Origin of the sequence: Marinomonas pontica (assembly GCF_026191375.1) — a bacterium.
Classification (GTDB): Bacteria; Pseudomonadota; Gammaproteobacteria; order Pseudomonadales; family Marinomonadaceae; genus Marinomonas; species Marinomonas pontica.
Genome location: NZ_JAODTL010000046.1, coordinates 1 through 25,721, shown reverse-complemented (window position 1 = coordinate 25,721; position 25,721 = coordinate 1). Strand labels below are relative to the sequence as shown.

Here is a 25,721-nt window from a genome sequence, read left to right as displayed (position 1 = left end):
AGTAAATGTTGTGATTTGTAACGGTTTAGTATTAATTAAGGAGCTGTTTGATTCTTTGGTGTAGGATTGTTCGTAATAGTAATGTGCGGCTTAGGAGCGCTGGGTCGGAGAATAGGTATGACGAAATTGAATAACCCAAAGTCAAAGCCAACAATTAAAAACACACTTAAATCGTCATGGCTGACTTTTTTCTATGTTGGCATAAAAGACGATGTTTTCTCAGAAGATACTCGTCGAGTATTTATTATAAACCTTTTCACTTCTGTCGGGGTTCTTTTTACCTTTCCCCTTGGTGTTTTGTCTCTATTGCAAGGTAAGCTGATATTAGGCTTTTGTCTCTTAGTTATAGCGGTATTATACGCACTCAATCATGTGTATTTAAGACGGACACATAATCATTCGTTGTCGGGTAATTTTGTTATTTATCCACTTTACGTTTTGATGATTTATCTGGTGTATTCTGGCGGCGTAAATGGTACGGGTCATGTGTGGATTTACTGTGTGCCTGCTGTCGCGTTGTTTTTACATGGGATGAAAAAGGGATTGATTGAGTTAGGTTTTTTTACATTAGCATTAATTGTTGCAATGTATTTCTTTGGAAGTCACTTTGATGAGTTTGGTTATCATGAAACACTGAAATCCAGAATTATTTTTTCCTTTGTTGTGGTGGTGTTTCTATCAGGTATTTATGAATACTCTATGTCTCGCTTTAATCTCGAATTAAAAGAAACCACGAACAAGCTTAAACTGGTTGCAAATACAGACGTATTGACGGAGCTACTAAACCGTAGAGGGATGTTGCAACGTTTGGAAGCCAGTTCTCAGAAAAGTTTTCATTTGCTGTTGGCTGACGTCGATTTTTTTAAACGGATTAATGACGAATATGGTCATGATGCCGGCGACTATGCCTTAACTGAGTTATCGCAAATTTTTCGAGTGTCATTACCTGAGAATGATTTAGCGGCCAGATGGGGGGAGAAGAATTTCTCATTGCTTTGTGCAATAAAACGGAGTCAGAAGCTTTTATGTTTGCTGAGATGTTGCGGGAAAAAGTGGAGGCGTCTGAATTTTTTTATCTTGATCATCGCTTTAAAGTGACCTTAAGCTTTGGTATAGCGACAATGAATGAAACGACCTCTTTGCGTGAAGCGATCACATTAGCTGACAGTCGCTTGTACCAAGCCAAACGATCCGGGCGAAATCAGACGCGTCGCGCGTAATCTATTTGTTTTCTAGAATAAAAAAACCTCGAAAAGCATGCGCTCCGAGGTTTTTATTTGTCTTGTTTAAATAACCTTTTACCGTGGACTTACTGTGCCACAGGTTTTGAACCTGATGCGCCATAATACGCTATGAACAGGTAGCAAGCGATTGGCATAACAAAGGAGATTTGCAGTCCAATGGAGTCGGCAATATAGCCTTGAAGAACGGGCAAAATGGCACCACCAACAATGGCAAGACATAACAAACCAGAACCACGGCTGGTTTGTGGGCCAAGGTCTTTAAGAGCCAAACTGAAAATAGTTGGGAACATAATGGAGTTAAATAAGCCAACAATAAGGATAGACCACATAGCTACATGACCATTGTTTACGATGGCGCTTGCGATCAGTACGATTGCCGCAAGTGCATTCACTGCTAATAATGTCCCAGCGGAAATTCGTTGCATTAAAGCCGCGCCAATAAAGCGTCCTACCATCGCGCCACCCCAGTAGTAGGCAACATAATGCGCCGCATCGGATTCAGCCAGTCCTGCAATATTTTCTAAGCCAAAAAAGTTAACTAACAAACTACCGATGGCCACTTCTGCACCGACATACATGAAAATAGCAACAGCACCTAAAACGAGGTGTCGATGCTTTAAAATGCTGGCACTGGGTGCGTCAGCGGACTCTTCTTCAATGCTTGATGGTGTTGGAAGACTAATACGAGTGAAAATGGCCGCAAGCACAACGAGCATAATGGCCAGCCCAATATAGGGAACGATAACGCTTTCCGCTTCTTGTGCCTTGGTGGCGTATTGTCCTGCGACAGTAAATAACAGGGCACCACCAACAATAGGCGCAACCGTTGTGCCTAATGCATTAAAAGCCTGCGAAAGTGTTAATCGGCTTGATGCTGTTTCTGTTGGTCCCATTACCGTCACTAATGGATTGGCGGCGACTTGTAGAATGGTAATACCCGCAGCAAGAACGAACAGAGCGCTTAGAAATAGACTGTATTGCTGAGCTTTTGCTGCGGCAACAAACAACAAACAGCCCGCGGCTGCGATCATCAGTCCAATGCCAATACCACGTTGAAAGCCTACTTTTTTAACGATGTTTCCCGCTGGAATAGAAACGATAAAGTAAGCGCCGAAAAAGCACATTTGGATCATCATTGCTTGGGTGTAATTGAGATCAAATACCCCCTTTAAGTGTGGAATCAAAATGTCGTTTAATGAAGTGATAAAACCCCACATAAAAAACAGTGATGTAAGTGCCACTAATGCGAATCGCTGGTTCGATTGTGGCTTAGCTGCCACGGATGAGTGATTGTTCATATTTTTTCCGATTAGTTAAAACGAGTGCTGCTCAGTTTTTATCTTTAGAATGTCTATCCAAATCAAAAAAGTGCGGCATCATAGCATCGAAAATTTGTTTTGAGTGATGAGAGGCTTTGGAGGAGGGGATAGTTCTAAAATATTCCTTTTTTGCGCCTTTATTGTAATAAAGTCTCTATTTATCAAGGTTAATGTAACAAAACCTATTTTTAGTGAGGTTTTCATTATTAGAGTCGAGAGAGCGTTGTGCGGTTTGAAGTGTGATTTGCATTCTGTAAAAACGCCCTCTAGTTTGCACTTAATTCAGAGGGCGTGTTTTTTACTGTTCTTTTGAGTCTTGGCGAATCAGATTTCTGCGATTGAGTGACCAGTCCTTGTCAGTCACTTGGAAGCGATTGATGTGGACCATGATGTTATCAGAAAGCTTGATGACATCTTTGCCAACCATGCTGGAATGTTCAGTTTGTTGGTTTATCTTCACAAAGCTGTTTCGCATTTCATCGTAATGAGCGGTTACCTCTAAGAAGTTATTTTGCTGGCTGGTGATCGCCGAGGCAATTTGTGACACTCTGCCAGAGATAGTATCCATGGCGCCTTTTACTTGTGAAAGCGACTGAATGGCATCGTTCACATGAATCGATGATTGATCGGCATTTGACTTGCTGTTTTCCATGCGTTTTACGACTTCTTGAGTGCCATTTTGAATGGCTTCTACCATGCTGGCGACTTCATCTGTTGACTGACGGGTTTTTGAAGCCAGAGAGCGGACTTCATCTGCAACAACGGCAAACCCGCGTCCTGCTTCGCCAGCGCGTGCGGCCTCAATGGCCGCGTTTAACGCCAGCAGATTGGTTTGCTCTGCGATGCTATTAATAACATCAATGATGCCTGCGATTCGGTCTGTATCGCCTTTGAGTTTTGACAGAGCATCAACCGCTTGCGCAACGTCTACAGACAGTTCTTTCATCGTTTGTGCTACTTGATTAACGACCTTCTCACTGGTGTTCACGATAACGTTGCCTTCGCTAGAGGCTTGTCGAATTTCTTCCAGTTCGACTTCCACTTTCTTGGTGGATTCGTTGGTTTCAGAAAGGCATTCGTTGACCTTTCCTGCTTGGTATTTTTGTTGATCCGTTGCTACGGAAAGTTGAGTGTTCACATCGGCAATGTCTTCCGAAATAGGTTTAAGTCGAATAACGGAAGCGAGTACCGAGGAAAATGTCTTATCGATGTGATTGATAAATAAGTTGATGCCTTTTGCTAAGTCAGCAAGCTCATCTTTACTGTTTGTTGGCAGTCGTTGAGTTAAATCGCCTTCGCCTTCTGCAATGTCATGCATAAGTTTAACCATGTTATCGATGGGGCGAACGATAACCTTTGCCAGTAATAACCCCAGAAGCGCACCAACGATCAGCGCGATAAGTGAAACCACCGCCAGTGTTGAATAGACGCTGTCCTTTAGCGTTACGATAGGGGAAAAGGCATCAGACTGGTTTTTTTCGCTGATAATAATCCAGTTCACATCCCGAATCTTCAGCGGTTTGAAGGCGCTAAGTGATGGTGTATTGAGGTAGTTATTGTCTATCAGGAATCCTTCTTTGCCTGAAATGGCGCTGTCTAACGCTTTGCTGTTCACTTTCACCGTACCAATGGTGGTGTTACGGTTTTCTATGGCGTTTAGGGTGTTGTCTGAAAAACCAGCCTTTTTAGCCGCTTCTAAAAAAGCAGCTTTGTCTTGAATTAGCATGCGTTCATTGCTGTGCATGATTCCATCATGCCCAACAAGGTAGGTTTGACCTGTTTCACCTAAGCCACTCTTCTCCCATTTCTCATGATGAACCATGACATCGTTAATTCGATCAATTGGCATTTGGAAAATAAGTACAGCAATCGTTTTACCATTTTTCATAATAGGTGACGAGATGAAGGATGCTGATGCTTTGTAAGATGGCCCATAAGGCGCGAAATCAGTCAAATGAGTGTTCGTGGTGTCTTTGTCATTGACGGCTTTTTTAAAGGCTTCACCCAAGCCTGTATTTTGGTAAGGGCCGGTTAGTAATGATGTCCCAAAATCGAGTTCTTTAAAAACGCTGTAAACCACGTGACCGGTTTTAGCGTCCGCAATAAAAACATCGTAAAAACCAAATTCTTTTTGGAACTGATGAAACATGGGGTGAAATGTTGAGTGGACGCCATCATAAGCTGTGCCATCACCCGCGCTGTCTAAACTGTCTTTTTCGCCTAAGGGGGCTTTGTTTTTGCTGATATAGGTGATTTGAGCCGCTTTGGCGAGCGGGCTTAATGCCGAAAGTAGGGCATTTGGATTGCTTGATGCTCCGGCGTTTAGGTCTTTGTAGTTCTTGTCGAATTGGTTTTGATAATAATCGATCAGTTTTGGTTCGTCGGCCGCGATGTTGTTCGTAGGATAGTTCGCAAAGGCATCGGAAAAGGCTTCAGCAGCGGCAATGGTGCTGTTGTTCTGAGACAAGCTAATGACTTGCTTTTCAATAAAAGAAAAATACGTTTCTATGGATTGGGCGGTAAGGTCACGAGAAAGAATGAGCTGTTTTTGTGTGCTTTCTTGGAGCGCTTGCGTGCCTTTATTTAGGGCGTTTTGGCTCAGAATGAGACCAACGATGACCGTTGGAACCACGGCGAGTAATGTACCCATTAAAATTAAACGTGTTTTGATTGAAACGATCATTTTTCGTCCTAAATAAAGGTTGCAGAGTTGTATTACATATACCTAGCAAACTACAAAGCAAGGTTAATGCCATATGTTTTGTAATGGTATTTAATGGTTATACTAAAAAAGTTCCTATTGTATTTATGTTACGCTCCACTTTTATTTTGTCGTTAATTTGTAAGTTGCTTAGGTAAAGTTATGCGAATAGAGCGTCGGTCTTTTCAGGCTGAAGATAAAGGATTGCCTGAGACTATGTCTTTGAGCTTACGCCGTATTTTTTTGGCGCGAGGTGTGTGCACCAGTCAAGAACTGGACTATCGATTACCGCATTTGTTAAGGCCTGATTCTTTATTCGATTTATCGAATGCCGCACACATATTGGCGGATGCTGTTGAAGCGGGACAAAAAATCCTCATCGTTGGCGACTTTGATGCCGATGGAGCGACCAGTACAAGTCTTGGTATTCTCGCGCTAGAAGCGATGGGGGCGATTGCTCCGGAATATTTGGTGCCAAACCGATTTGAATTTGGCTATGGACTGACTCCCGAAATCGTGGCGGTTGCACAAGAGCGATCACCGGATGTGTTGATGACGGTGGATAATGGCATTGCCAGTATTGATGGGGTGTTGGCAGCGAAACAACATGGTATGAAAGTCGTGGTTACGGATCACCATTTACCCGGTGACAGTTTGCCTAATGCCGATGCTATCGTGAATCCGAATCATCCAAAATGCGGCTTCCCAAGTAAGAATTTGGCTGGCGTCGGGGTGATTTTTTATGTGATGTCTGCATTGCGTGCGGAATTAAATGCACGAAATTGGTTCGATAGACAGCACATTCCAGAGCCTAAAATGGCAGACTATTTGGATTTGGTTGCCTTAGGGACGGTCGCGGATGTTGTTCCATTGGACGCGAATAATCGGATCCTTGTCCAGCAGGGTATTAAGCGTATTCAAGCTGGGTTAGCGCGTCCGGGGATTTTGGCGTTATTGGAAGTTGGTCGTCGGGATTATACACAGCTAAAAGCGTCTGATCTGGGCTTTGTCGTTGGCCCTCGATTAAACGCGGCTGGTCGACTTGATGATATGTCGATAGGGATTGAGTGCTTGCTGGCTGTGCACCCGCATCAAGCGAGAGAGTACGCGCAGCAATTAGATCAATTCAATCGTGAGCGCAAAGCCATAGAGTCTGATATGAAAGATCAGGCCGAGTGGGTGTTATCTACCTTGCTTGATGATGAGCAGGACATGCCAAATGGTATGTGTTTTTACGATGCGGATTGGCATCAAGGTGTCATTGGTATTTTGGCTTCGCGGATGAAAGACAAATGTCATCGTCCAGTGATCGCGTTTGCCCGCGTGGGGGAAGATGAGTTAAAAGGTTCAGCGCGTTCGATTCCTGGGGTACACATACGGGATGCGTTGGATTTATTGGCGAAACGATACCCTCAGTTGTTGAGTAAATTTGGTGGTCATGCGATGGCCGCAGGGATGTCCATTAAAGAGTCTCATTATGAAGCCTTTCAGTTAGCATTTGACGCCATTATTACCGAGTGGGTGACGCCAGAGCAATTGGAGGCAACTTTGCTGACTGATGGCCCTCTTGCTCCCGAAGATTTCAGCTTGAGCTTTGCTGAGCAAGTTCGCTTGTCTGGTCCTTGGGGGCAAATGTTCCCAGAGCCATGCTTTGATGGTGTGTTTGATATTTTACAGCAGCGAATTGTCGGTGAAAAACATCTGAAGCTGATGGTTAGAGAACCGAGCAGTGGGCTTTTGCTGGATGCGATTAGCTTTTTTGTCGATTTGGAGCAGTGGCCAAATGACAAGGCCGCGCAAGCGCGCTTGGTCTACAAGTTGGATGTGAATGAATTCAGAGGGCAGCGAAACTTACAGCTGCTGGTGGATTACCTAGAGCCAGCCTAAAAGGGCATAAAGCAGACGCAGTAATATTGTGCGATTTTGCGATATTTACCCAATTAATCGAGCTTGGCACTGCGTATCGTCATAAAACTTGAGGTATAATGCGCGTCCCTCATACACCACTCTATTTTTACTGGAGCTCATTCATGACTGCACTGGTTCTTGACGGCAAACTTTGCGCCAAAGAAACTGAAAACCGCCTACAGGCTCAAGTTACCGAGCTTAAAGCGCGTACCGGATGCACCCCAATTTTAGCTACGATCTTAGTCGGTGCGGACCCTGCGTCTGCGACTTACGTGAAGATGAAAGGCAATGCTTGTCGCCGTGTAGGCATGGATTCTATGGCGATTGAGTTGCCAGAAACCACTACGACAGAACAGTTGTTGGCAAAAATCAACGAATTGAACGACAACCCAGATGTGCACGGTATTTTGTTGCAGCATCCAGTGCCTGAGCAAATTGATGAGCGTCTATGTTTTGATGCTATTTCGGCTCATAAAGACGTTGACGGTGTCACTTGTCTTGGCTTTGGACGCATGGCCATGCAAGAGCCGGCTTATGGTGCCGCCACACCGGCTGGCATTATGCGTCTGCTTGAAGCATACGATGTGGCATTGGAAGGAAAACACGTTGTTGTGGTTGGCCGTAGCCCAATTCTTGGTAAGCCAATGGCAATGATGATGCTGAATGCCAACGCGACGGTGACGATTTGTCATTCTCGTACACAAAATCTGCCTGAGTTTATCAAACAAGCTGACGTAATTGTTGGTGCGGTTGGTAAGCCAGAATTCATTAAAGCAGAATGGATTAAAGACGGTGCCGTGGTGGTTGACGCAGGTTATCACCCTGGTGGTGTGGGCGACATTGAACTTGCTCCTTTGGTGAACCGTGTCGCTGCTTACACGCCAGTTCCCGGTGGTGTTGGTCCAATGACAATCAATACGTTGATTCTACAAACGGTAGAGTCTGGCCTTAAACAACTCGCCTAATAAGGCTTGAAAGGTCGATATCGCTGCCCCATTATTATGGGCAGTGGGACAGAAAGCCGCGCCATTAGGTGCGGCTTCTTTTTTTAAACAGAATGACGTTAAACAGAAATAGGTAGACACTTTATGTCCACAGAAATGTTAAAAGACGCATTGGACTTCGATTTGATTGCCGATGTTTTTGTGAGTGAATCGATTACGGCTTCGCCCTCTGAATTGCACGGCCAATTATGTGGTTATCTTGCTTCCGGCGTGACTTTGCCACTGGAAGACTGGCTGACGATGGTGGCGGAATTTTGCGACATTGAAGGCTGGAAAGAAGAAGCCAGCCGTGCGGTTATGGTTGAGTTGTATACGGCAACATTAACCTTGTTTCAAAATGGTGAATTTGCGCTGGTGCCGAGCATTGCAGACGAAGACGCTGAATTGTGTGAACGTGGTGTTACTTTATCGCAATGGGCGCACGGCTTTTTAGCGGGTTATGGTTTATCGGGTCAAAAGAACAATCTATCAGACGAAACCAAACAAATTTTACGGGATTTTGCCAATATCTCAGGCATGCAAGCGGAAATGCGCGCTTTAGAAGACAACAATGACAACGAAGCTGATCTCACTGAATTGGTTGAATATGTGCGTCTGTCTGCGATGATGATGTTTACAGAGCATCATGATATTAATCCCGACGTAGATCACACAAAACAAAACTCACTGCACTAAATGTACGACCCAAATACACCCTTCGTGTTTGAGCTTGCTGCTCGTGCTTAGTGGAATGGCAAATTACATAGAGAGATCTTTTATGCAAATAGACACTCAGACTTATCAGGTTCGCCGCCAACGTTTAATGCAATCATTACCAGAAAGCAGCGTGGTGATCATCCGTACAGGAGAATTGGCCACTCGCAACAATGATTGTGAGTATGAGTTTCGTCCTCATAGCAGTTTTTTCTATTTAACTGGCTTTCCTGAGCCCAATGCTTATGCCCTGATTCATGGTCGTGGTGATATGACTCTGGTGACTTTGCCAAAAGACCCAGAGCGAGAGCAATGGGATGGCTTTCGGTTTGGCTGCGAAGGCGCGATGAGCCAGTTCGGCGCTTATGATGCCGCGGTGTTGGATGATCTTGATCATGTGGCGTTTTCTGCTTTGGATGGCGCGGCGAATGTGGTGTATTTGTTTAATGATGATGTGCTCCGCGAAAAAATAGCAGGTTGGCGTGATGCCATTGCGGCGCGCGCTAGAATGGGCGCTATTGCTCCAACATGCTTTTTGGATTTGTCTCCTATCGTTTCTGAAATGCGCCTTCGTAAAGACTCTGAAGAGATCGCCATAATGGAAAAAGCGGCGCAAATCAGTGTGGAAGCGCATAAGCAAGCGATGCGTTCTGTTCGCCCAGGGATGAATGAATACCAGTTGGAAGCCGAATTGAATTATGTTTTTATGAAATCCGGCGCCCGTCAGCCTGCGTACAACAATATTGTGGCATCGGGCAGTAATGCTTGTGTGTTGCACTACATCAAGAACGACGAAGTGATTGACGATGGTGATCTTATCTTGATTGATGCAGGTGCAGAATTGGGTTGCTACGCAGCAGACATTACTCGCACGTTTCCAGCGAATGGCACTTTTAGTGAACCTCAAGCGGCGTTGTATCAAGTGGTGTTAGATGCCTACCATGCCGGAATGAAAGAACTGACGGTTGGTACACCTTACGAGGCATGTCACAACGCGGCAGTGCGAACGTTAACAGCGGGTTTGGTTAAGCATGGCTTGTTAAAGGGGGAAGTGGATTTTCTGATCGAGAGCAAGGCTTATCGAGACTTTTACATGCACAATACCGGGCATTGGTTAGGTTTGGACGTTCATGACTGTGGCGCGTACAAAGTGGCGGGCGAGTCTCGGTTGCTAGAAGCGGGTATGGTGCTGACGATTGAACCAGGCTTGTATGTCAGTGTTGATAACGAATCAGTTGATCCTAAATGGCGTGGTATCGGTATTAGAATTGAAGACGATGTGCTCATTTGTGACGATGGTCCTTATGTTTTGACCCACGGTTTACCAAAAGAAATAGCGGACATCGAAGCCTTTATGGCGGAAAGTCGATAAACACCTTTTAAGACGATATGGAGTGGATAATATGGCTAAATCGTATGATTTGATAATAGTGGGCGCCGGCATGGTGGGTGCGTTGTCTGCGATATTATTGGCCAAATCGTCTTTGCGAATTGCCTTGGTTGATAAGCACGATGGCCATTACCCGTTGTCGACGCCGCCCGCTTATGACGCCAGAGTCAGTGCCTTGTCGAGTCAGTCGAAAAGCTTGCTGGAAGAGGCTGATGTTTGGCAAGGCATACCTTTCGATCGTCTTGCTTGCTATGACAATATGGTGGTGTGGGATGGTCTGGGTGAAGGTTATATTGATTTTAATGCGAAAACGACATCGATGCCGGAACTGGGTCATTTGGTTGAGAATGCGGTATTAAATCAGCAGTTAATGCAGCAAGTGAAACGCATCAAGAACATAGATCTTTATTTAAGTGACAGTGTGAACGCCCATGAATTAAGTGAGTCTGGCGTGAAGGCGGAATTATCTTCGGGCCATTTACTTGAGGCTCAAGCCATTATTGCTGCCGATGGTGCCCTGTCAACGCTGCGAACAGAAAATGCGTTTGAAACCGTTGAATGGGATTATGGACACAGCGCGATCGTCACCACCATTGAAATTGATCAGTCTCATGACAATACGGCTTGGCAAAGTTTTGGGGAAGAGGGCATTTTGGCGTTTTTACCACTGCCAGCGGTTGAACAACGACATTATGTGTCGATAGTGTGGTCTGTACCGCCAGACGAAGCTATGTCTCTCATGGCGTTGGACGAAGATGCGTTTTGCCAACGTTTGCACTATGCCATTAATCGACGTTTTCAAGTTTTGGGTTTGACACAATCCCGTCAGGCGATTCCTCTAAGACAGCGTCACGCAAAACAATACGTAAAAGCTGGATTGGCGCTTATTGGTGATGCTGCTCATACTATCCATCCTTTGGCTGGCCAAGGCGCTAACTTAGGATTTGGTGATGTCAAAGCGCTGGTGGCTGTCTTGATTAAAGCTCATCGTCGTGGCGAGGCGCTGGGTGCAAGTAGGGTGTTGCGTCGTTATCAGCGTGCTCGTATGTTGGATAACATTGCGATGGCGGCGGGGATGGAAGCATTCAAACGGGTGTTTTCTACGCAACAGCCTTTGCTGGTACAGCTGCGAAACATAGGAATGCAGCAATTTGATCGGAATGACAATTTAAAAAGAAAATTAATTGCCCGTGCCGCTGGTCTTAACATGTTGTCTTGACCTCATGTTTTAACGGTGTCTCCCATATTTCTATTGCAAATTGCGCTTGCTATCATATTCTCAATAGATACATAAAAAAACAGCTTAATAAGGCGGAGTGGTATGCAAGTCCAAGATCTACTGAAACAAACCGATAAGCTTCCTAATGTCCCAGATGTTGTCCGCGAATTGATTCAACTTCTTAGTGATCCTAATGTTAAATATTCTGATTTAACTGAGAGGGTTTCTCATGATCAAACTATTTCTTTGAAAGTGTTGCGTGTGGTGAATTCGGCGTACTTTGGTCTGTCTAGAAAAATCTCCTCCATTGATGAGGCCACTGTTTTATTGGGTATTGATAAATTGAAAACGCTGGTGATTGCATCCGGTTTTTCTAACTCTGTCACCAAAGTTGAAGGTATAAAATTATCGGAGTTCTGGGCAGATTCATTTCGGGTGGCAGAACTGGCGCAATGGTTTGCAAAGCGAACGCCACTTGTGCAAGAAGACGAAGCCTTTACGGTGGGCATTGTTCACAATATCGGTCGATTATTATTGCACCTTACTGAGCCCAACATTGCGCAAGAAATCCAAGCCTTAGTCGCGAATCGAAAAGCGGGTCGAATCAAAGCTGAACAGGACTTGCTTGGGTTTACATCGCAGGACGCAGGTCGGGCGTTAATGGATTTATGGCGGTTTCCTGTGGGTCTTGGTTATGCCGTGCAGCATCATAAACGCCCGTTTGCCGATGAGGAGCCAAACCCTCTTGCTTGTGTGTTGAACTTAGCTTGCTACATTAATGCGTGTATTCGCACCGAACGAGAATACGATTTAGTCAGAGAAGGTTTTCCGATGGCGGTTGCGAAAGCCGCTGGTTTACCTGAGGGCATAGTTTATGAACTGGATGATGCCTTGCTTATTGGTGATGGGTTAAACCAATTACTAAACTAATGCCTGTTTAGGCCCTCTTTTCTTGTGTTGTGATTTGCAACCATTAGCTCATGTGTTGTGGGCTAATTTTCTCTCTTAAAACGCGTTTTCGATACCCTCTAATAAATGATAATCGCTAGTGTTTAGCATCCTGTTGTGCTAATTTCTGTTGTCATTTTTTTATGGTCTTTTATTGCTGAGTATGGGAGTGAGTCTCTTTCGTATCGGTGAGTCGTTTGAAACAGTTGGAAGGTGAATATGTCGATGAAGTTACGCAATACGCTTGAAATGAAAGGGCGCAAGTCTATTTTTAACCGCCTTAGTTTGATTGCATTGGCCACATCACTTCTTCTGCCTGTCGGGGCCCATGCCAAAGGCGAAATTAATATTTACTCAGCGCGCAAAGAGTCGTTGATTAAGCCGGTATTGGATACCTTTTCTGAAGAAAACGATGTGGTGGTGAACCTCATCACTGGCTCAGCGGATGCCTTGTTAAGTCGCCTTAAAGCAGAAGGTGATGCCAGTCCAGCGGACATGTTCATTACCGTAGACGCTGGCCGGTTGCACCGAGCAAAAGCGGCTGGGGTGTTACAACCTATTCAAAATGACGTACTGAGTGCCAATATCCCGAGCCATTTACGAGATTCGGACGGTTACTGGTTTGGGTTATCTCAGCGTGCTCGGGTGATTTTTTATAACCCTAAAACGGTCTCTTCTAAGGATTTATCTACCTACGGAGATTTGGTAAACCCAAAATGGAAAGGGCGTATTTGCGTTCGTTCTTCCGCCAATATTTATAACCAATCTTTAGTGGCTTCTATGCTAGAAGTGGAAGGTCGTGAAAAGACTCAGGCGTGGATTAAAGGGCTGGTATCCAATTTAGCGCGTCCGCCTTTTGGTGGCGATGTGGATTTGTTGAAAGCGGTTGCTGCAGGTGTCTGTGATTTGACGTTGGCAAACACGTATTATTATGGCCGTCTTGGTCAAAGTGACAATGCAGAAGAAAGAAACGTTTACAATACCGTGAAACTGTTCTGGCCAAACCAAGCTGACGGTGAGCGCGGTGCGCATGTGAACGTGAGTGGTGCGGGCATTACCGCGGCGGCAACCAACATTGAAAACGCAACGTTACTGCTGGAATTCTTGACCAATCGCGCTTCTCAGGAATGGTATGCTCATGTAAATAACGAGTATCCAGTGGTAGAGGGTATTGGTGCTCCAGAAATGTTGGCGCCGTTTGGCACGTTCCGAGCGGATACTATTTCGTTGAGCCAACTTGGTGAGAATAACCGAGAAGCCGTTGAAATCATGGACATTGCGGGTTGGAAATAGTGGTAGAGCGATTGTGTGGTTTAGCGAGTATAAGCAAACGCACCTGCACTACAAGAGTCATGATATTGGACAGCGAGTTTAAGCAATTTGAACCCAGTAAGTAAGCGTAAGTGGAATGGTTTAAAGGTAGCGGCGATGTTGATTGCTGTTATCCTGGCCATTCCGATAATGGTCGTTTTAGTCAATGTATTGATCGGAGACAGTCAGGTATGGAGACATCTTTACCATACTGTGTTGGCGGAATACATTTCGAACTCGCTGTTGCTGATGTTGGGCGTGGGCATTGGCGTACTGTTGATCGGTGTGCCTTGTGCTTGGCTGACAAGTATGTGTGATTTCCCCGGACGTGGTGCTCTTTCTTGGGCGTTGCTGCTTCCTATGGCGGTGCCAGCCTACATCATTGCTTATACCTATACGGGGGTAATGGATTTTGCAGGGCCTGTGCAAACCTTTATTCGTGAGCTGACGGGCTGGCGCTACGGTGAGTATTGGTTTTTTGAAATTCGCTCACTGGGCGGCGCTATCACTATGTTGACCTTGGTGCTGTATCCATACGTGTATTTAATGAGTCGCGCGGCCTTTTTGGAGCAATCACAAAACACCTTAGAAGTCAGTCGCACTCTGGGGTATTCAGGTCGAGCTGTATTTTTCAAATTGGCGCTTCCTCTTGCTCGACCAGCTATTATCACGGGGCTGACGCTAGCGTTAATGGAAACGCTGGCAGATTACGGTACCGTTCAATATTTTAGTGTAAATACCTTTACGACGGGCATTTTGAGAACGTTTTATGGTTTTGGTGATGTCGCGGCGGCCTCTCAATTAGCCGGTGTGTTGTTGATGTTTGTGGCGGTGTTGATTCTGCTTGAGCGTTATTCTCGACGCCGAATTCGTTATCACGCTTCTGGTCTTAAAAAAGCCAGCAGCCGTCGAATGACGCTAAAAGGCAGCCAAGCTTGGTTGGCTTTTATCTTCTGTCTATTGCCTATCTGTGTGGGCTTTCTTATTCCTGTTGGTGTTTTGGCTTATTGGGCAGCGTTTAAAGCTGAAATGCCGGGCGCAAACTTTATTCAATTGGCGTGGAATTCGTTTTATCTTGCGGCGGTGGCGTCACTGTTGGTGGTGAGTCTTGCCTTGGTGTTGAGTTATGCGATCCGCTTGAATAATGGCCGAGCGGTCAGAGCATCCGTCGGTATAGCAGGGTTAGGGTATGCTTTGCCGGGGACGATTATTGCCATTGGTACCATTGTGCCATTGGCTTGGCTTGATCATCGTATTATTGATTTGGTCAGGCAGTATGCTGATGGAAAGGTCGGATTGATATTTTCCGGTACTTTGGTGGCTTTGTTGTTTGCTTATGTCGTGCGTTTTATGGCGGTGTCGCTAGGCGCTGTGCAAAACGGTCTTGGAAAAATCAAACCCAGCATGGACATGGCTGGGCGTTCATTGGGTATGTCTCCTACTAAAGTATTGACCCGTATCCATATTCCTTTGTTGAAAGGCTCGGTTTTGACGGCGTTATTAATTGTGTTTGTGGACGTGTTAAAAGAACTGCCAGCGACACTGATACTGAGACCATTTAATTTTAATACGCTGGCGGTTAGGGCATTTGAGCTGGCGTCTGATGAGCGTTTAGTTGACGCAGCACCCGCGTCATTGATGATTGTTTTAGTGGGATTGGTGCCGGTAATTTTACTGAGTCGTTCGATTTCTTCTCGTCTTGGTTAGTGTGAACGAACACTCGATTTAGGATTGTATATGACTTCGTTATCTCTTCATGCTTCGTTGAAAGAATTAACACTGAGCGATGTCTCTGTGGGGTACGACGGCAGCGCTGTTGTAAAAAATGCGTCTTTTCAGTTATTGGAAGGGCAAATAGGGTGCTTGCTTGGTCCCAGTGGTTGCGGAAAGTCGACCCTGTTGCGTGCCATTGCAGGGTTTGAGTCCTTAATGTCAGGGGAAATACGCATTGATGGTGATGTGCTTTCTAGCCCGTCTCATAGTGTGAACCCAGAACATCGCTTTATTGGCATGGTATTCCAAGACATTGCTTTGTTTCCACACCTTACAATCGCTCAGAATATAGCATTTGGTTTGTCCGAATGGCCAAAAGTGGCGGTTCAGGAACGTGTGACGTATTTATTGGATTTGGTTGGCTTGGCTGGCTTTGAATCCCGTTATCCTCACTCTCTGTCGGGTGGTCAGCAGCAGCGCGTGGCATTGGCTCGTGCCATTGCCCCCAAACCCAAATTATTGTTAATGGATGAGCCGTTTTCTGGTCTTGATGCCAAATTAAGAGAAGAGTTGGTGCCCGATATTCGTCATATTTTGCAGCATGAAAAAATGAGCGCGTTGTTGGTAACTCACGACCAGATGGAAGCCTTTGCTATGGCTGATCAAGTGTCTGTAATGGATGCTGGAGTGATTCATCAGACGGGTTCACCTTATCAGATATATCATCGTCCAGAGACGCGTTTTGTGGCGAGCTTTATTGGTCACGGTGATTTCTTGCCTGCGGTTGTGTGTGGCGCTAACTGTGTACATTCTGATCTGGGGAATATTCGTGGCGAGTTGGATCATGGTTTTGCTGACAATGCACAGGTCGATTTATTGGTTCGCCCTGATGATATCTTGCACGATGATGACAGCGAGTTTTTGGGTGTGATCGTGAGTAAATGGTTTCGTGGCTCGCACTTTTTGTACCGCGTGAAATTGACCTCTGGCAAGGTGATATATTGTTTTGCTTCGTCCCATCACAATCACGCTGTGGGTCAGGAAATAGGCCTCAGTGTTCATCTAGATCATTTGGTTCTGTTTTCACGATAGCAATTTTAGGATAACGCCTCAGATCGAGGGGCTATTTTAAGGACATAAATGCCTAACCTTCGTTAAGTGCTGATGATCGTCGTTGGCTAATTAACAAAGGCGTAGATTATGTGAGTGTATGACCACGCTTATATCAAGCCATACCCTTGCTCATGACAGACTTCCACCATTCCATCAAAGTCGTACTCGGTGAGGTCTAAATGGTCGAGCGCATAGTGACCTATTTTCTCCCATTCGTAATCTTTTTGCGCGCCGCCAATGTGTTTGTAGGTGCCCGCAATGTGCTCAGCCATTTTTAAAATTGCAGCAAACGTCAGATTGATCGAATCTCCGGCCACGCGATGAGTAAATAAATATTCAATGCGATGATGCTTTGCAATCACGGCACAGCAGCTTTTCGGTAATCCCCAGGATTTTGCTAGATAGTAACCGACCACCGAATGATTGGTTTTGAAGTTTTGGTTTTCTATGTCAGTTAAATTAAAATCTACGTTTTGATAGCCTTTTTGCAACACTTCTTTGTAGCCTGGGAAACGCTTGAGCATCAAAGGAATGCCGACATTATGGAACAGTCCTAACGCGTAGCATTCATCTTGGTATTTAAATCCCAATTGGCCTGCTAAGCTGGAACAAATCGCCGCGACATCTGTGGCGGTATCCCAAAAGCTGTGCAAAGACTGAATGGTGTCATCCGACAGCTCACTTTTCACTGCCAAACCATTGACAATATTAGTCACACTGTTTGTTCCCAAGAGCATAACGGCCTGTTGTACCGAGGCGATTTTTTTGGGTAAATTAAAGGCGGCTGAGTTAACGAGCTTGAGAACGGCAGCAGACAGGCTAACATCTTGAGAAATGATGTTCGAAATTCGATCCATGTCAGGGTCTGGCATCGCTTGTTCCATGTGTAAATCCACCATGATTTGCGGTTGAGGTGGAATGCTGATGCCCTGTAAGATGCGTTTAAGTTGATCTTCATTTAATGTTGATGACATTGGTACACTTCTGTAAGAGGCGGAAAACAGTACAACTACGGTAATTCGTAGCAATTGAATCTAGAGTCTCTATAATAGCGTTTTTTTAAATATACTGGGTGAAAATTTTGAGTGTTATTCGACTAAAAGGCCAAGCTGATCGCCGTCTAAGAGCTGGACATCAATGGATTTACAGCAACGAGGTAGACACCTCTGCGACACCATTAAAGCAATTTACCCCAGGGGATCAGGTAGTTGTCGAAACCGCACAAGGTAAGCCGCTTGGTATTGCTACGATAAACCCTAACACCTTGATTTGCGGTCGTTTAATGAGCCGCAGTACCGATACGTTTTTGAATAAATCGACATTGGTTCACCGTATAAAGATTGCCTTGTCTTTGCGTGAGCTGACTTATCCTGCGCCATATTATCGCCTTGTATTTGGGGATTCTGATGGTTTATCTGGTCTTGTTGTGGATCGCTTTGCTGATATTTTGGTGGTACAGATTTCAACTGCCGGAATGGAGCGCGTAAAAAACGACATCATTGAAGCTTTGCAAGATGTGGTTAAGCCGTCTGCAATTTTGATGAAAAACGACGGTAAGATGCGCCAGATTGAAGGTCTTGAAACCTATGTGGAAGAGGCTTTCGGTACCGTTCCGGAGTTGGTTTTCTTGCAGGAAAACGACGTGTTATTTCAAGCACCAGTTTGGGATGGTCAAAAGACGGGTTGGTTCTATGATCACCGTGAAAACCGCAAAACCATGCAAGGCTTTTGTGATGGTAAACGAGTATTAGACGTTTTTTCTTATATTGGTGGCTGGGGGGTTCAAGCGGCTTCAGCGGGTGCAACTGACGTGACTTTTATTGATGCGTCAGAAAGTGCGCTAAGTCATGTGGGTGAAAACCTAAAGCTGAATCAGTATGAAGGTGGATCTAATTTGATGCACGGTGATGCCTTTGAAGCCATGCAATCTTTGATTGAAGACAAAGAGCGTTTTGATGTGGTGGTTATGGATCCACCTGCTTTTATTGCTCGTCGTAAAGACATTAAAGCAGGCGAAGGTGCTTATCACCGTGCCAATCAACTCGCAATGCGTTTGGTTGCTAAAGGCGGTATTTTGGTGTCTGGTTCTTGTTCTATGCATTTAGAAACAGGTCGATTGCACGATATCATTCGCAGTAACAGTCGCCAACTAGAACGCTTCTCTCAGCTTATTTACCGCGGTACTCAAGCACCGGATCATCCTGTGCATCCGGCGATTGAAGAAACAGAATACCTAAAGGCCTTGTTTTATCGTATCCACAACAATATGGGCTTGTGAGTTCATAGTGTAAGGCCGTGTTGATAATAAAAAAACGCTGTCAGACTGAGTCTGGCAGCGTTTTTTTATGTGGCATGAATTGTTGGAGGTTAATCTCTCAAGGAAATATGCTGCCAGCCTCGTTCTTGTGCGATCTTGGTGAGCGTTTCATCGGCATCCACGGCGATAGGATGAGAGACTAATTCTAAAAGCGGCAAGTCATTGCGAGAGTCGCTGTAAAAGTAGCTTCCTTCCATCGAGTGACCTGTTTCAGCTAACCAATCGTTTAAGCGCGTTACTTTGCCTGCTTGAAAGCTTGGTACCCCTACAATTTTTCCGGTGTAGTGATCGTCAATGATTTCTGGAACCGGCGCAATGATGTGATCCATGCCTAAAATATCGCCAATGGGGCCTGTCACAAACTGGTTGGTTGCAGTGATCATCAGTAAAAAATGACCTTGATCTTTATGGTGTTTCAATAATGCGGCCGCTTTCTCTTGCATCATGGGTTGTACTTTTTCCTGCATGAATGTGTTGTGCAGCTGAGTGAGCTCCTCTCTGGAAAAGCGGGTGAGTGGCGCTAAGCTAAAAGCAAGGTATTCATGAATGTCTAACGTGCCAGATTGGTATTGTGTGAAAAATTTGTCGTTAGCTTCTTGGTAGACTTTTGTGTCGACTAAGCCTTTCTCCACTAAAAATTGTCCCCATGTGTAATCACTGTCACCGCTTAATAAGGTGCCGTCTAGGTCAAATATTGCAAGTGTCACAAGCTGTCCTCAAATCGTCTAAAGTGCGTGAATTATAGCCTCACAGGTAATAAATAACAGCAGTCTTAATTGTGCGGATGGGGGAATTATGGAACAATGAATCTAATTTATTCTTATATTAGAAGGTGATGGCTCGTGATTGATGCAGACGGATACAGACCGAATGTGGGCATCATATTGATGAACGAGCGTGGCCAGCTTCTTTGGGCGAGACGTGTTGGGCAAAATGCTTGGCAGTTTCCTCAAGGTGGCATCAAATCCGACGAGACACCTGAAGAAGCATTATTCCGCGAATTAAAGGAAGAGGTGGGCTTAGACCCACATCAGGTGGAAGTAATTGGCAAAACTCGAGGTTGGCTACGTTATCGTCTACCTAAACGCATGTTAAGACACAACAGTAAACCTTTATGTATTGGACAAAAACAGAAGTGGTTTCTTCTGTCGATTCGTTGTCCAGATGCATCCGTGTGCGTGGATGGTACAGAAACCCCAGAATTTGATGGCTGGCGTTGGGTAAGTTACTGGTACCCACTTGGTCAAGTCGTGGCCTTTAAAAAGGATGTTTATCGCCGAGCCCTTAAAGAGCTTATTCCGAGCGCGCATCGCCGGTTAGAAAAAAATAAACTCTGTGTCGAAATAATGGAGGTTATGTAGATTGATGGGAGCACTATGCTAAGTTTGTTAAGACGTATTACCCAAGAGGTGACTGCGGCGCAGTCCTTATCGGCGGCACTCGATATTATTGTTCGACGTGTTCGTAGAGCCATGCGTGCAGAAGTGTGTTCGATTTACTTAGTGGATTCAAATAGCAAAGAATATGTCCTAATGGCGACGCGCGGTTTGAACGCCGATGTTGCAGGTAACGTCAGCTTGAAAGCAGACGAAGGTCTGGTCAGTTTAGTGGGCCGAAGAGCCGAGCCTGTGAACCTTGAAGACGCGCATATTCACCCATCATTTCATTATTTAAAAGGTTCAGGCGAAGAGCGTTACCGTTCTTTTTTGGGTGTGCCAATTATTCATCATCGCCAAGTTTTGGGCGTGCTGGTGGTGCAGCATGAAGACAAGCGTCGATTTGATGAAGGGGAAGAAGCCTTTCTTATTACTTTATCAGCCCAATTAGCCGGAGTAATTGCGCACGCTGAAGCGACAGGGGCAATTGCCAACCTTCACCCAAATGCCGTGCCGAGCGGTTCAGACTTTCGCTACAAAGGGGTTCCTGGTAGTTCTGGTGTTGCGATTGGTCGTGGTGTGGTTGTTTTCCCTCCTGCCGATTTAGACGTTATTCCTGATCGTCGTACAACCGATTTTGATGAAGAGATTCAAGACTTTTACCAAGCGCTTGATGCGGTACGTAATGATATTCGTCGAGCAAGCAATCGTATTAGTCAGCATTTATCCGCGGATGAAAAAGCACTCTTTGATGTGTATCTGAAAATATTAGATGACAACTCCATTGCGGGAGAAATTGTCCGCAAAATCAAAGAAGGCAATTGGGCGCAAGGTGCGTTAAGACAGGTTATTCAAGCGCACATTCAGCAGTTTAATCGCATGGATGATCCATATTTGCGTGAACGGGCGTCGGACCTTAGGGACCTTGGTCGTCGGATTTTGTCCCATTTGCAGGAAAAAGCCCCTAACCTTACCGAGCGATTTAGCGAGCCTTCGATTATTGTTGGTGAGGAACTGACCGCGTCTATGTTGGGTGAAATTCCAATAGATAAGATCAAAGGTTTGGTTTCTGTCATGGGGTCTGGTAACTCCCATGTGGCGATATTGGCCCGCGCAATGGGTATTCCAACCGTGATGGGGGCGCTGGATCTGCCCTATGCTCAATTAGACAAAGTCGACCTTATTGTCGATGGCTATTTGGGCAAAATATACACCCATCCTTCTGACGCTTTGATTGAAAATTATCAGCAAATTGTTGATGAAGAGCGACTGTTAGAAGAAGAGTATGAAACACTTAAAGATTTGCCATGTGAAACATTGGATGGTCAACGTTTATCTTTATTTGTTAACACCGGCTTGTCTGCCGATATTGCTCGTTCATTAGACCGGGGGGCAGAAGGCATTGGTTTGTATCGAACGGAAGTGCCGTTTATGGTGCGAGACCGTTTTCCTACCGAAGCAGAACAAGTGGTGATTTATCGCCAGCAGTTGGAAGGCTTTGCACCGTCTCCTGTGACGGTTCGAACGTTGGACATAGGTGGTGACAAAGCACTGCCATATTTCCCGATAAACGAAGCCAACCCTTTCTTAGGCTGGCGTGGTATTCGAGTGACTCTGGATCATTTGGAAATTTTCATGGCGCAAATTCGAGCCATGATAAAAGCCAGTTCAGGTCTGTATAATTTAAAAATCATGTTGCCGATGATCTCAAATGTTGCGGAAGTTGAAGAGGCTTTAGCCCTAATCCGTCGTGGTTATGCGGAAGTGAAAGAAGAGGGCTTTGATGTCAAAATGCCTCAAGTCGGCGTGATGATCGAAATCCCTGCGGCGGTTTATCAGGTAAAAGAGTTGGCTGAATTGGTGGACTTCTTGTCGGTCGGCAGCAACGATTTAACGCAATACTTATTGGCAGTAGATCGAAATAACCCGCGTGTGGCGGATTTATACAACTCCTTCCATCCTTCCGTATTGCGTGCTTTGCTTAGCATAGTTGATCAGGTTCGAGACGAAGGTGTAGGTTTGAGTGTGTGTGGTGAAATGGCGGGTGATCCGATGGGCGCTATTTTGTTAATGGCCATGGGATACGATGTGTTATCCATGAGCTCTACAAGCCTTCCTAAAGTAAAAGCAGTGATTCGCAATATCTCGATGCAACAAGCGCAAGCCATGTTGAATGAAGTCATGACACTTTCTCATGCTGAAGCGGTCACACAAACCATGACACGGCTGATGCGCGAAGCGAACATAGAGCGTTTGATTCGTCCCTCTAAAACCAGCAACGTAGACTAATTACTACCTACCAGAGATTTTTTGAATATTATGATTTCATACCCAAACATTGATCCTATTGCCTTCTCGATAGGGCTGATTTCCGTACATTGGTACGGTATTATGTATCTGGTTGGCTTTGCTGGCGCTTATTTGTGTGGCATGTATCGCGCTAAACGCTCGAATGGCGTGTGGACGCCTGACATGGTAAGTGATGCAATTTTTTATGGGGCGCTTGGCGTTATTTTAGGCGGCCGAATTGGATATATATTGTTCTATCAATTTCCTGCTTTTGTTGATAATCCGCTGATTTTAGTGCGTATTTGGGAAGGCGGTATGTCTTTTCATGGTGGCTTGCTGGGCGTTATCGCTGCTATGTTTTTCTTCGCCCGCCGTTACAATAAACACCTTGTTGATGTGACGGACTTTCTTGCGCCGTTTGTGCCAATCGGTTTGGGCGCTGGACGTTTAGGTAACTTTATTGGTGGCGAATTATGGGGCAAACCGACGGACGTTTCTTGGGCAATGATTTTTCCGAACGATCCGCTGCAGCTTGCTCGTCATCCTTCGCAACTGTATCAATTTGCCTTAGAAGGTGTAGTGCTGTTTTGTATATTGTGGTTCTTCTCACAAAGGCCAAAACCACGCTATTGTGTCTCTGGCATGTTCCTACTTTTCTACGGTATTTTTCGCATTTTAGTGGAGTTTGTCCGCGAGCCAGACATACAAATTGGTTACCTTGCTTTCGGTTGGCTGACACAAGGGCAGTTATTGTCGTTGCCAATGGTGCTAATTGGTGTTGGTTTAATCGTGGTGGGTTTCAAGCGACAGGTTTTCCCGAAAAGTGGTAACGCAACAAGCTAGCGTCTTTTGCTTATATTGGTTCAATAAAAAACGGCGAATCCATCATGGTTCGCCGTTTTGCTTTTAGGTCGCTTACACTGAGAAAGGGTAAGCGATAGGCTCGTGGAACTGATAGCCTTCGAGCTCGAAGTCGTCCATGGTGACCCAAGTCTCGATGTCTTTTAGGGATTTGATTTCTGGGTTGATTTTGAGTGTTGGTAGAGGGTAAGGCTCGCGTTTGAGTTGCACATCACGCATTAACTCTAGCTGGTCTTCGTAGATGTGAGCGTTCACTATCTTATGGAAGGCTTTGCCCGGTTTTTTGCCAGTGATTTGCGCAACGATGGCCAGCAAAACATAAACCTGAACCATGTTGAAGTTTAAACCGAGTGGCACATCACAGCTGCGCTGAGTGCTGTTTAGATAAAGCGTATCACCAAGCAATGAAAAGTGATGGCTGTACATGCACGGGCGAAGGCACGCCATGTGGAACGCGCCAGGGTGATAAAAAGTGAGGATTTCCCCACGGTTATCCACACCACGGCTTAGATCATCAACAATTTGCTTTAATAGATCGATGTGTCCACCGTCAGGCTTTGGGAAATGGCGGCCAATGGCACCATAGCAAAGCCCCATATCGTCTTCGCCTTTACGATAAGGATTGTTTAACCAAACGTCGTTTTGGTTGGCGTTGGCATCCCATGTTTTGGTGCCGAGTGCGCGAAAATCCGCGGCGTTATCGTAACCTCTTAAATACCCAATGATTTCGGCAATGGCAGATTTCCAGTAGCTTTTTCGTGTCGTGACAAGCGGAAACTCGCCTTTGCTTACATCGTAAGTAAGGTCAGCGTTAATAACAGTGAGACAGCGTTTTCCTGTACGTTCGTTGTTGACCCATTCGCCTTCACTGACGATGCGGTTGCAAAGATCTAAGTACTGTTTCATAAGTGTGCCTTGTCTGTTTAGGTCATGACGAATACGGTAAATGCAGGTTAGAAAATGCAATCTAGATTGTCATGGGTATAATAAATGCCATTGATTATATCAGAACCCGTACGCTCAAGAAGCCCAAGAGTGGATGAGCGTGAAAAATGAATGAAGGTAAGCCTATGTTGTCCCTTATTGTTGCCATGTCGACCAACCGCACTATTGGTATTAATAACTCGTTGCCTTGGCATTTGCCAAATGACCTTAAATATTTCAAGCAAGCCACTATGGGCAAGCCGATTGTTATGGGGCGTAAGACGTTTGAATCGATTGGCAAGCCGCTACCGGGTCGTCGCAACATAGTGATCAGTCGTGACCCTGCCTATCAAGCAGAGGGGATTGATGTGGTGACGACGCTGGAAGAGGCGATTTCCCTTGGTGAAGATGTTTGTTTGGTTAATGGATCAAGAAGAAGTCATAACAGGTTTACTTGTTTTTTTAAGTTTTTACGCTTGTATATCGCATCTAAAAAACCGTGTTCTAAAACAAATTCAGATTTTTGAAACCCTTCTGGTAATTCTTTACCTGCTGTGCCTTTTGCTAACTCTAGGTCCTGCAAAAGCAATTAATGCTTGGTTCTGCAATATTAATATCACCTAACATTGCATATGATGCCGTTGTACCACCCGTTGTTGGGTCTGTACATAATGAGACACAAGGAATTTTAGCTTCTGCCAATTGTGCTAATTTTGCAGATGTTTTAACTAACTGCATTAATGATAACGAAGCTTCCATCATTCTAGCTCCTCCAGATTTTGAAACCATCATAAAAGGTATTTTTTGCTCAATAGAGTAATTAATTACTCTAGCAATTTTTTCTCCTACTACAGAACCCATAGATCCACCAATAAAAGCAAAATCCATAGCAGCAATTACCATGTCCCTACCTAAAGATTTTCCAATTGCAGTCTTAACGGCATCATTCAATTTTGTTTTCTCTTGAGCTGCTTTTAGTCTATCTGGGTATTTTTTATGTTCCCGAATTTAAGAGGATCTTTAGAAGTTAAACTTTCATTTAATTCTTTAAATTTATTGTCATCAAACAATTCGAAATACTCTTTACTACCAATTCTTACATGATACCCATCTTTCAGGACTTACATATAAGTTCTTTTTTAACTCTTCTGTATCAATGATTTTTCCACTAGGCCCCGTCATTACGGCAACTCAAATGATGGAAACGATGATCACCAGCGCGATGCCAACTCGCGCAGAAGTATTTGACGTCGCCAACGCTGTTCTAGATGGCACGGATGCGGTCATGCTTTCTGCTGAAACGGCAGCGGGTGCGTATCCCGAAGAAGTAATCAAAACCATGAACCGCGTTTGTTTGGGCGCTGAAAAGCAACCTGCAATCAATCGTTCTA

19 protein-coding genes and 3 pseudogenes are annotated in these 25,721 nt (G+C 45.0%); 16 read left to right on the top strand and 6 right to left on the bottom strand.

Going from position 1 to position 25,721, the window contains the following annotated elements:
- The first annotated feature begins 81 nt into the window (after nucleotides 1-81).
- Nucleotides 82-1,220: pseudogene (locus tag N5P32_RS12490) on the top strand (GGDEF domain-containing protein).
- 89 nt (nucleotides 1,221-1,309) lie between these two features.
- Here the strand turns inward: N5P32_RS12490 and N5P32_RS12480 are convergent.
- Nucleotides 1,310-2,542, bottom strand: coding sequence for a sugar MFS transporter (locus tag N5P32_RS12480; RefSeq protein ID WP_265729374.1), 1,233 nt, complete (start codon nucleotides 2,540-2,542; stop codon nucleotides 1,310-1,312).
- A gap of 319 nt (nucleotides 2,543-2,861) precedes the next feature.
- Nucleotides 2,862-5,246 (bottom strand): methyl-accepting chemotaxis protein, encoded by a 2,385-nt coding sequence (locus tag N5P32_RS12475; RefSeq protein ID WP_265729373.1) that lies wholly within the window; start codon nucleotides 5,244-5,246, stop codon nucleotides 2,862-2,864.
- Nucleotides 5,247-5,426: 180 nt separating this feature from the next.
- Between N5P32_RS12475 and recJ the strand changes: the two genes are divergently transcribed.
- The 9 genes from recJ (at nucleotide 5,427) to N5P32_RS12430 (ending at nucleotide 16,542) form a co-directional block, all read left to right on the top strand.
- On the top strand, nucleotides 5,427-7,151 hold the full coding sequence (recJ, locus tag N5P32_RS12470; protein WP_265729372.1) for a single-stranded-DNA-specific exonuclease RecJ: 1,725 nt from the start codon (nucleotides 5,427-5,429) through the stop codon (nucleotides 7,149-7,151).
- Between the two features lie 143 nt (nucleotides 7,152-7,294).
- Complete coding sequence (gene folD / locus N5P32_RS12465; RefSeq protein WP_265729371.1) at nucleotides 7,295-8,137, top strand: bifunctional methylenetetrahydrofolate dehydrogenase/methenyltetrahydrofolate cyclohydrolase FolD; 843 nt, start codon at nucleotides 7,295-7,297, stop codon at nucleotides 8,135-8,137.
- Nucleotides 8,138-8,260: 123 nt separating this feature from the next.
- The gene (locus N5P32_RS12460; RefSeq protein WP_265729370.1) at nucleotides 8,261-8,851 is read left to right on the top strand and encodes a UPF0149 family protein; all 591 of its coding nucleotides are present in this window, start codon (nucleotides 8,261-8,263) and stop codon (nucleotides 8,849-8,851) included.
- Nucleotides 8,852-8,933: 82 nt separating this feature from the next.
- Nucleotides 8,934-10,241 (top strand): aminopeptidase P N-terminal domain-containing protein, encoded by a 1,308-nt coding sequence (locus tag N5P32_RS12455; protein WP_265729369.1) that lies wholly within the window; start codon nucleotides 8,934-8,936, stop codon nucleotides 10,239-10,241.
- A 31-nt stretch (nucleotides 10,242-10,272) separates the two neighbouring features.
- Nucleotides 10,273-11,478 carry a UbiH/UbiF/VisC/COQ6 family ubiquinone biosynthesis hydroxylase gene (locus tag N5P32_RS12450; protein WP_265729368.1) on the top strand — a complete coding sequence of 402 codons (1,206 nt, stop codon included), beginning with the start codon at nucleotides 10,273-10,275 and terminating at the stop codon, nucleotides 11,476-11,478.
- A gap of 102 nt (nucleotides 11,479-11,580) precedes the next feature.
- Nucleotides 11,581-12,408, top strand: a complete 828-nt coding sequence (locus N5P32_RS12445; protein ID WP_265729367.1) for an HDOD domain-containing protein — start codon at nucleotides 11,581-11,583, stop codon at nucleotides 12,406-12,408.
- A 243-nt stretch (nucleotides 12,409-12,651) separates the two neighbouring features.
- Entirely contained in the window at nucleotides 12,652-13,719 is a 1,068-nt protein-coding gene (locus tag N5P32_RS12440; RefSeq protein ID WP_265729430.1) for a Fe(3+) ABC transporter substrate-binding protein, read from the top strand.
- 135 nt (nucleotides 13,720-13,854) lie between these two features.
- Nucleotides 13,855-15,444, top strand: a complete 1,590-nt coding sequence (locus N5P32_RS12435; RefSeq protein WP_265729429.1) for an ABC transporter permease — start codon at nucleotides 13,855-13,857, stop codon at nucleotides 15,442-15,444.
- Between the two features lie 30 nt (nucleotides 15,445-15,474).
- Entirely contained in the window at nucleotides 15,475-16,542 is a 1,068-nt protein-coding gene (locus tag N5P32_RS12430; protein WP_265729366.1) for an ABC transporter ATP-binding protein, read from the top strand.
- A 128-nt stretch (nucleotides 16,543-16,670) separates the two neighbouring features.
- Here N5P32_RS12430 and N5P32_RS12425 read toward each other — a convergent pair whose 3' ends face one another.
- The gene (locus tag N5P32_RS12425; RefSeq protein WP_265729365.1) at nucleotides 16,671-17,537 is read right to left on the bottom strand and encodes an HDOD domain-containing protein; all 867 of its coding nucleotides are present in this window, start codon (nucleotides 17,535-17,537) and stop codon (nucleotides 16,671-16,673) included.
- Nucleotides 17,538-17,644: 107 nt separating this feature from the next.
- On the opposite strand from N5P32_RS12425, the gene N5P32_RS12420 reads away from it, so the two are divergent.
- Nucleotides 17,645-18,841, top strand: a complete 1,197-nt coding sequence (locus N5P32_RS12420; RefSeq protein WP_265729364.1) for a class I SAM-dependent rRNA methyltransferase — start codon at nucleotides 17,645-17,647, stop codon at nucleotides 18,839-18,841.
- A gap of 89 nt (nucleotides 18,842-18,930) precedes the next feature.
- Here N5P32_RS12420 and N5P32_RS12415 read toward each other — a convergent pair whose 3' ends face one another.
- A complete protein-coding gene (locus N5P32_RS12415) occupies nucleotides 18,931-19,587 on the bottom strand; it encodes a histidinol-phosphatase (RefSeq protein WP_265729363.1) in 657 nt (218 codons plus the stop codon).
- A 135-nt stretch (nucleotides 19,588-19,722) separates the two neighbouring features.
- On the opposite strand from N5P32_RS12415, the gene N5P32_RS12410 reads away from it, so the two are divergent.
- From N5P32_RS12410 to lgt, 3 genes are read left to right on the top strand one after another with little or no spacing between them, the layout of a single operon-like run.
- Nucleotides 19,723-20,241: an RNA pyrophosphohydrolase gene (locus N5P32_RS12410; protein WP_265729362.1), complete on the top strand. Its 519-nt coding sequence runs from the start codon at nucleotides 19,723-19,725 to the stop codon at nucleotides 20,239-20,241.
- 15 nt (nucleotides 20,242-20,256) lie between these two features.
- Nucleotides 20,257-22,545: a phosphoenolpyruvate--protein phosphotransferase gene (ptsP, locus tag N5P32_RS12405; RefSeq protein WP_265729361.1), complete on the top strand. Its 2,289-nt coding sequence runs from the start codon at nucleotides 20,257-20,259 to the stop codon at nucleotides 22,543-22,545.
- Between the two features lie 30 nt (nucleotides 22,546-22,575).
- A complete protein-coding gene (gene lgt / locus N5P32_RS12400) occupies nucleotides 22,576-23,388 on the top strand; it encodes a prolipoprotein diacylglyceryl transferase (protein WP_265729428.1) in 813 nt (270 codons plus the stop codon).
- Nucleotides 23,389-23,460: 72 nt separating this feature from the next.
- Here lgt and N5P32_RS12395 read toward each other — a convergent pair whose 3' ends face one another.
- Nucleotides 23,461-24,312 carry a thymidylate synthase gene (locus N5P32_RS12395; protein WP_265729360.1) on the bottom strand — a complete coding sequence of 284 codons (852 nt, stop codon included), beginning with the start codon at nucleotides 24,310-24,312 and terminating at the stop codon, nucleotides 23,461-23,463.
- 164 nt (nucleotides 24,313-24,476) lie between these two features.
- Here N5P32_RS12395 and N5P32_RS12390 point away from each other — a divergent pair.
- A pseudogene (locus N5P32_RS12390) lies at nucleotides 24,477-24,758 on the top strand (dihydrofolate reductase); the annotation flags it as partial.
- Nucleotides 24,759-24,900: 142 nt separating this feature from the next.
- Here the strand turns inward: N5P32_RS12390 and N5P32_RS12385 are convergent.
- Nucleotides 24,901-25,338, bottom strand: a complete 438-nt coding sequence (locus N5P32_RS12385; RefSeq protein WP_265729427.1) for a carboxyl transferase domain-containing protein — start codon at nucleotides 25,336-25,338, stop codon at nucleotides 24,901-24,903.
- A gap of 169 nt (nucleotides 25,339-25,507) precedes the next feature.
- Here N5P32_RS12385 and N5P32_RS12380 point away from each other — a divergent pair.
- Nucleotides 25,508-25,721: pseudogene (locus N5P32_RS12380) on the top strand (pyruvate kinase); the annotation flags it as partial.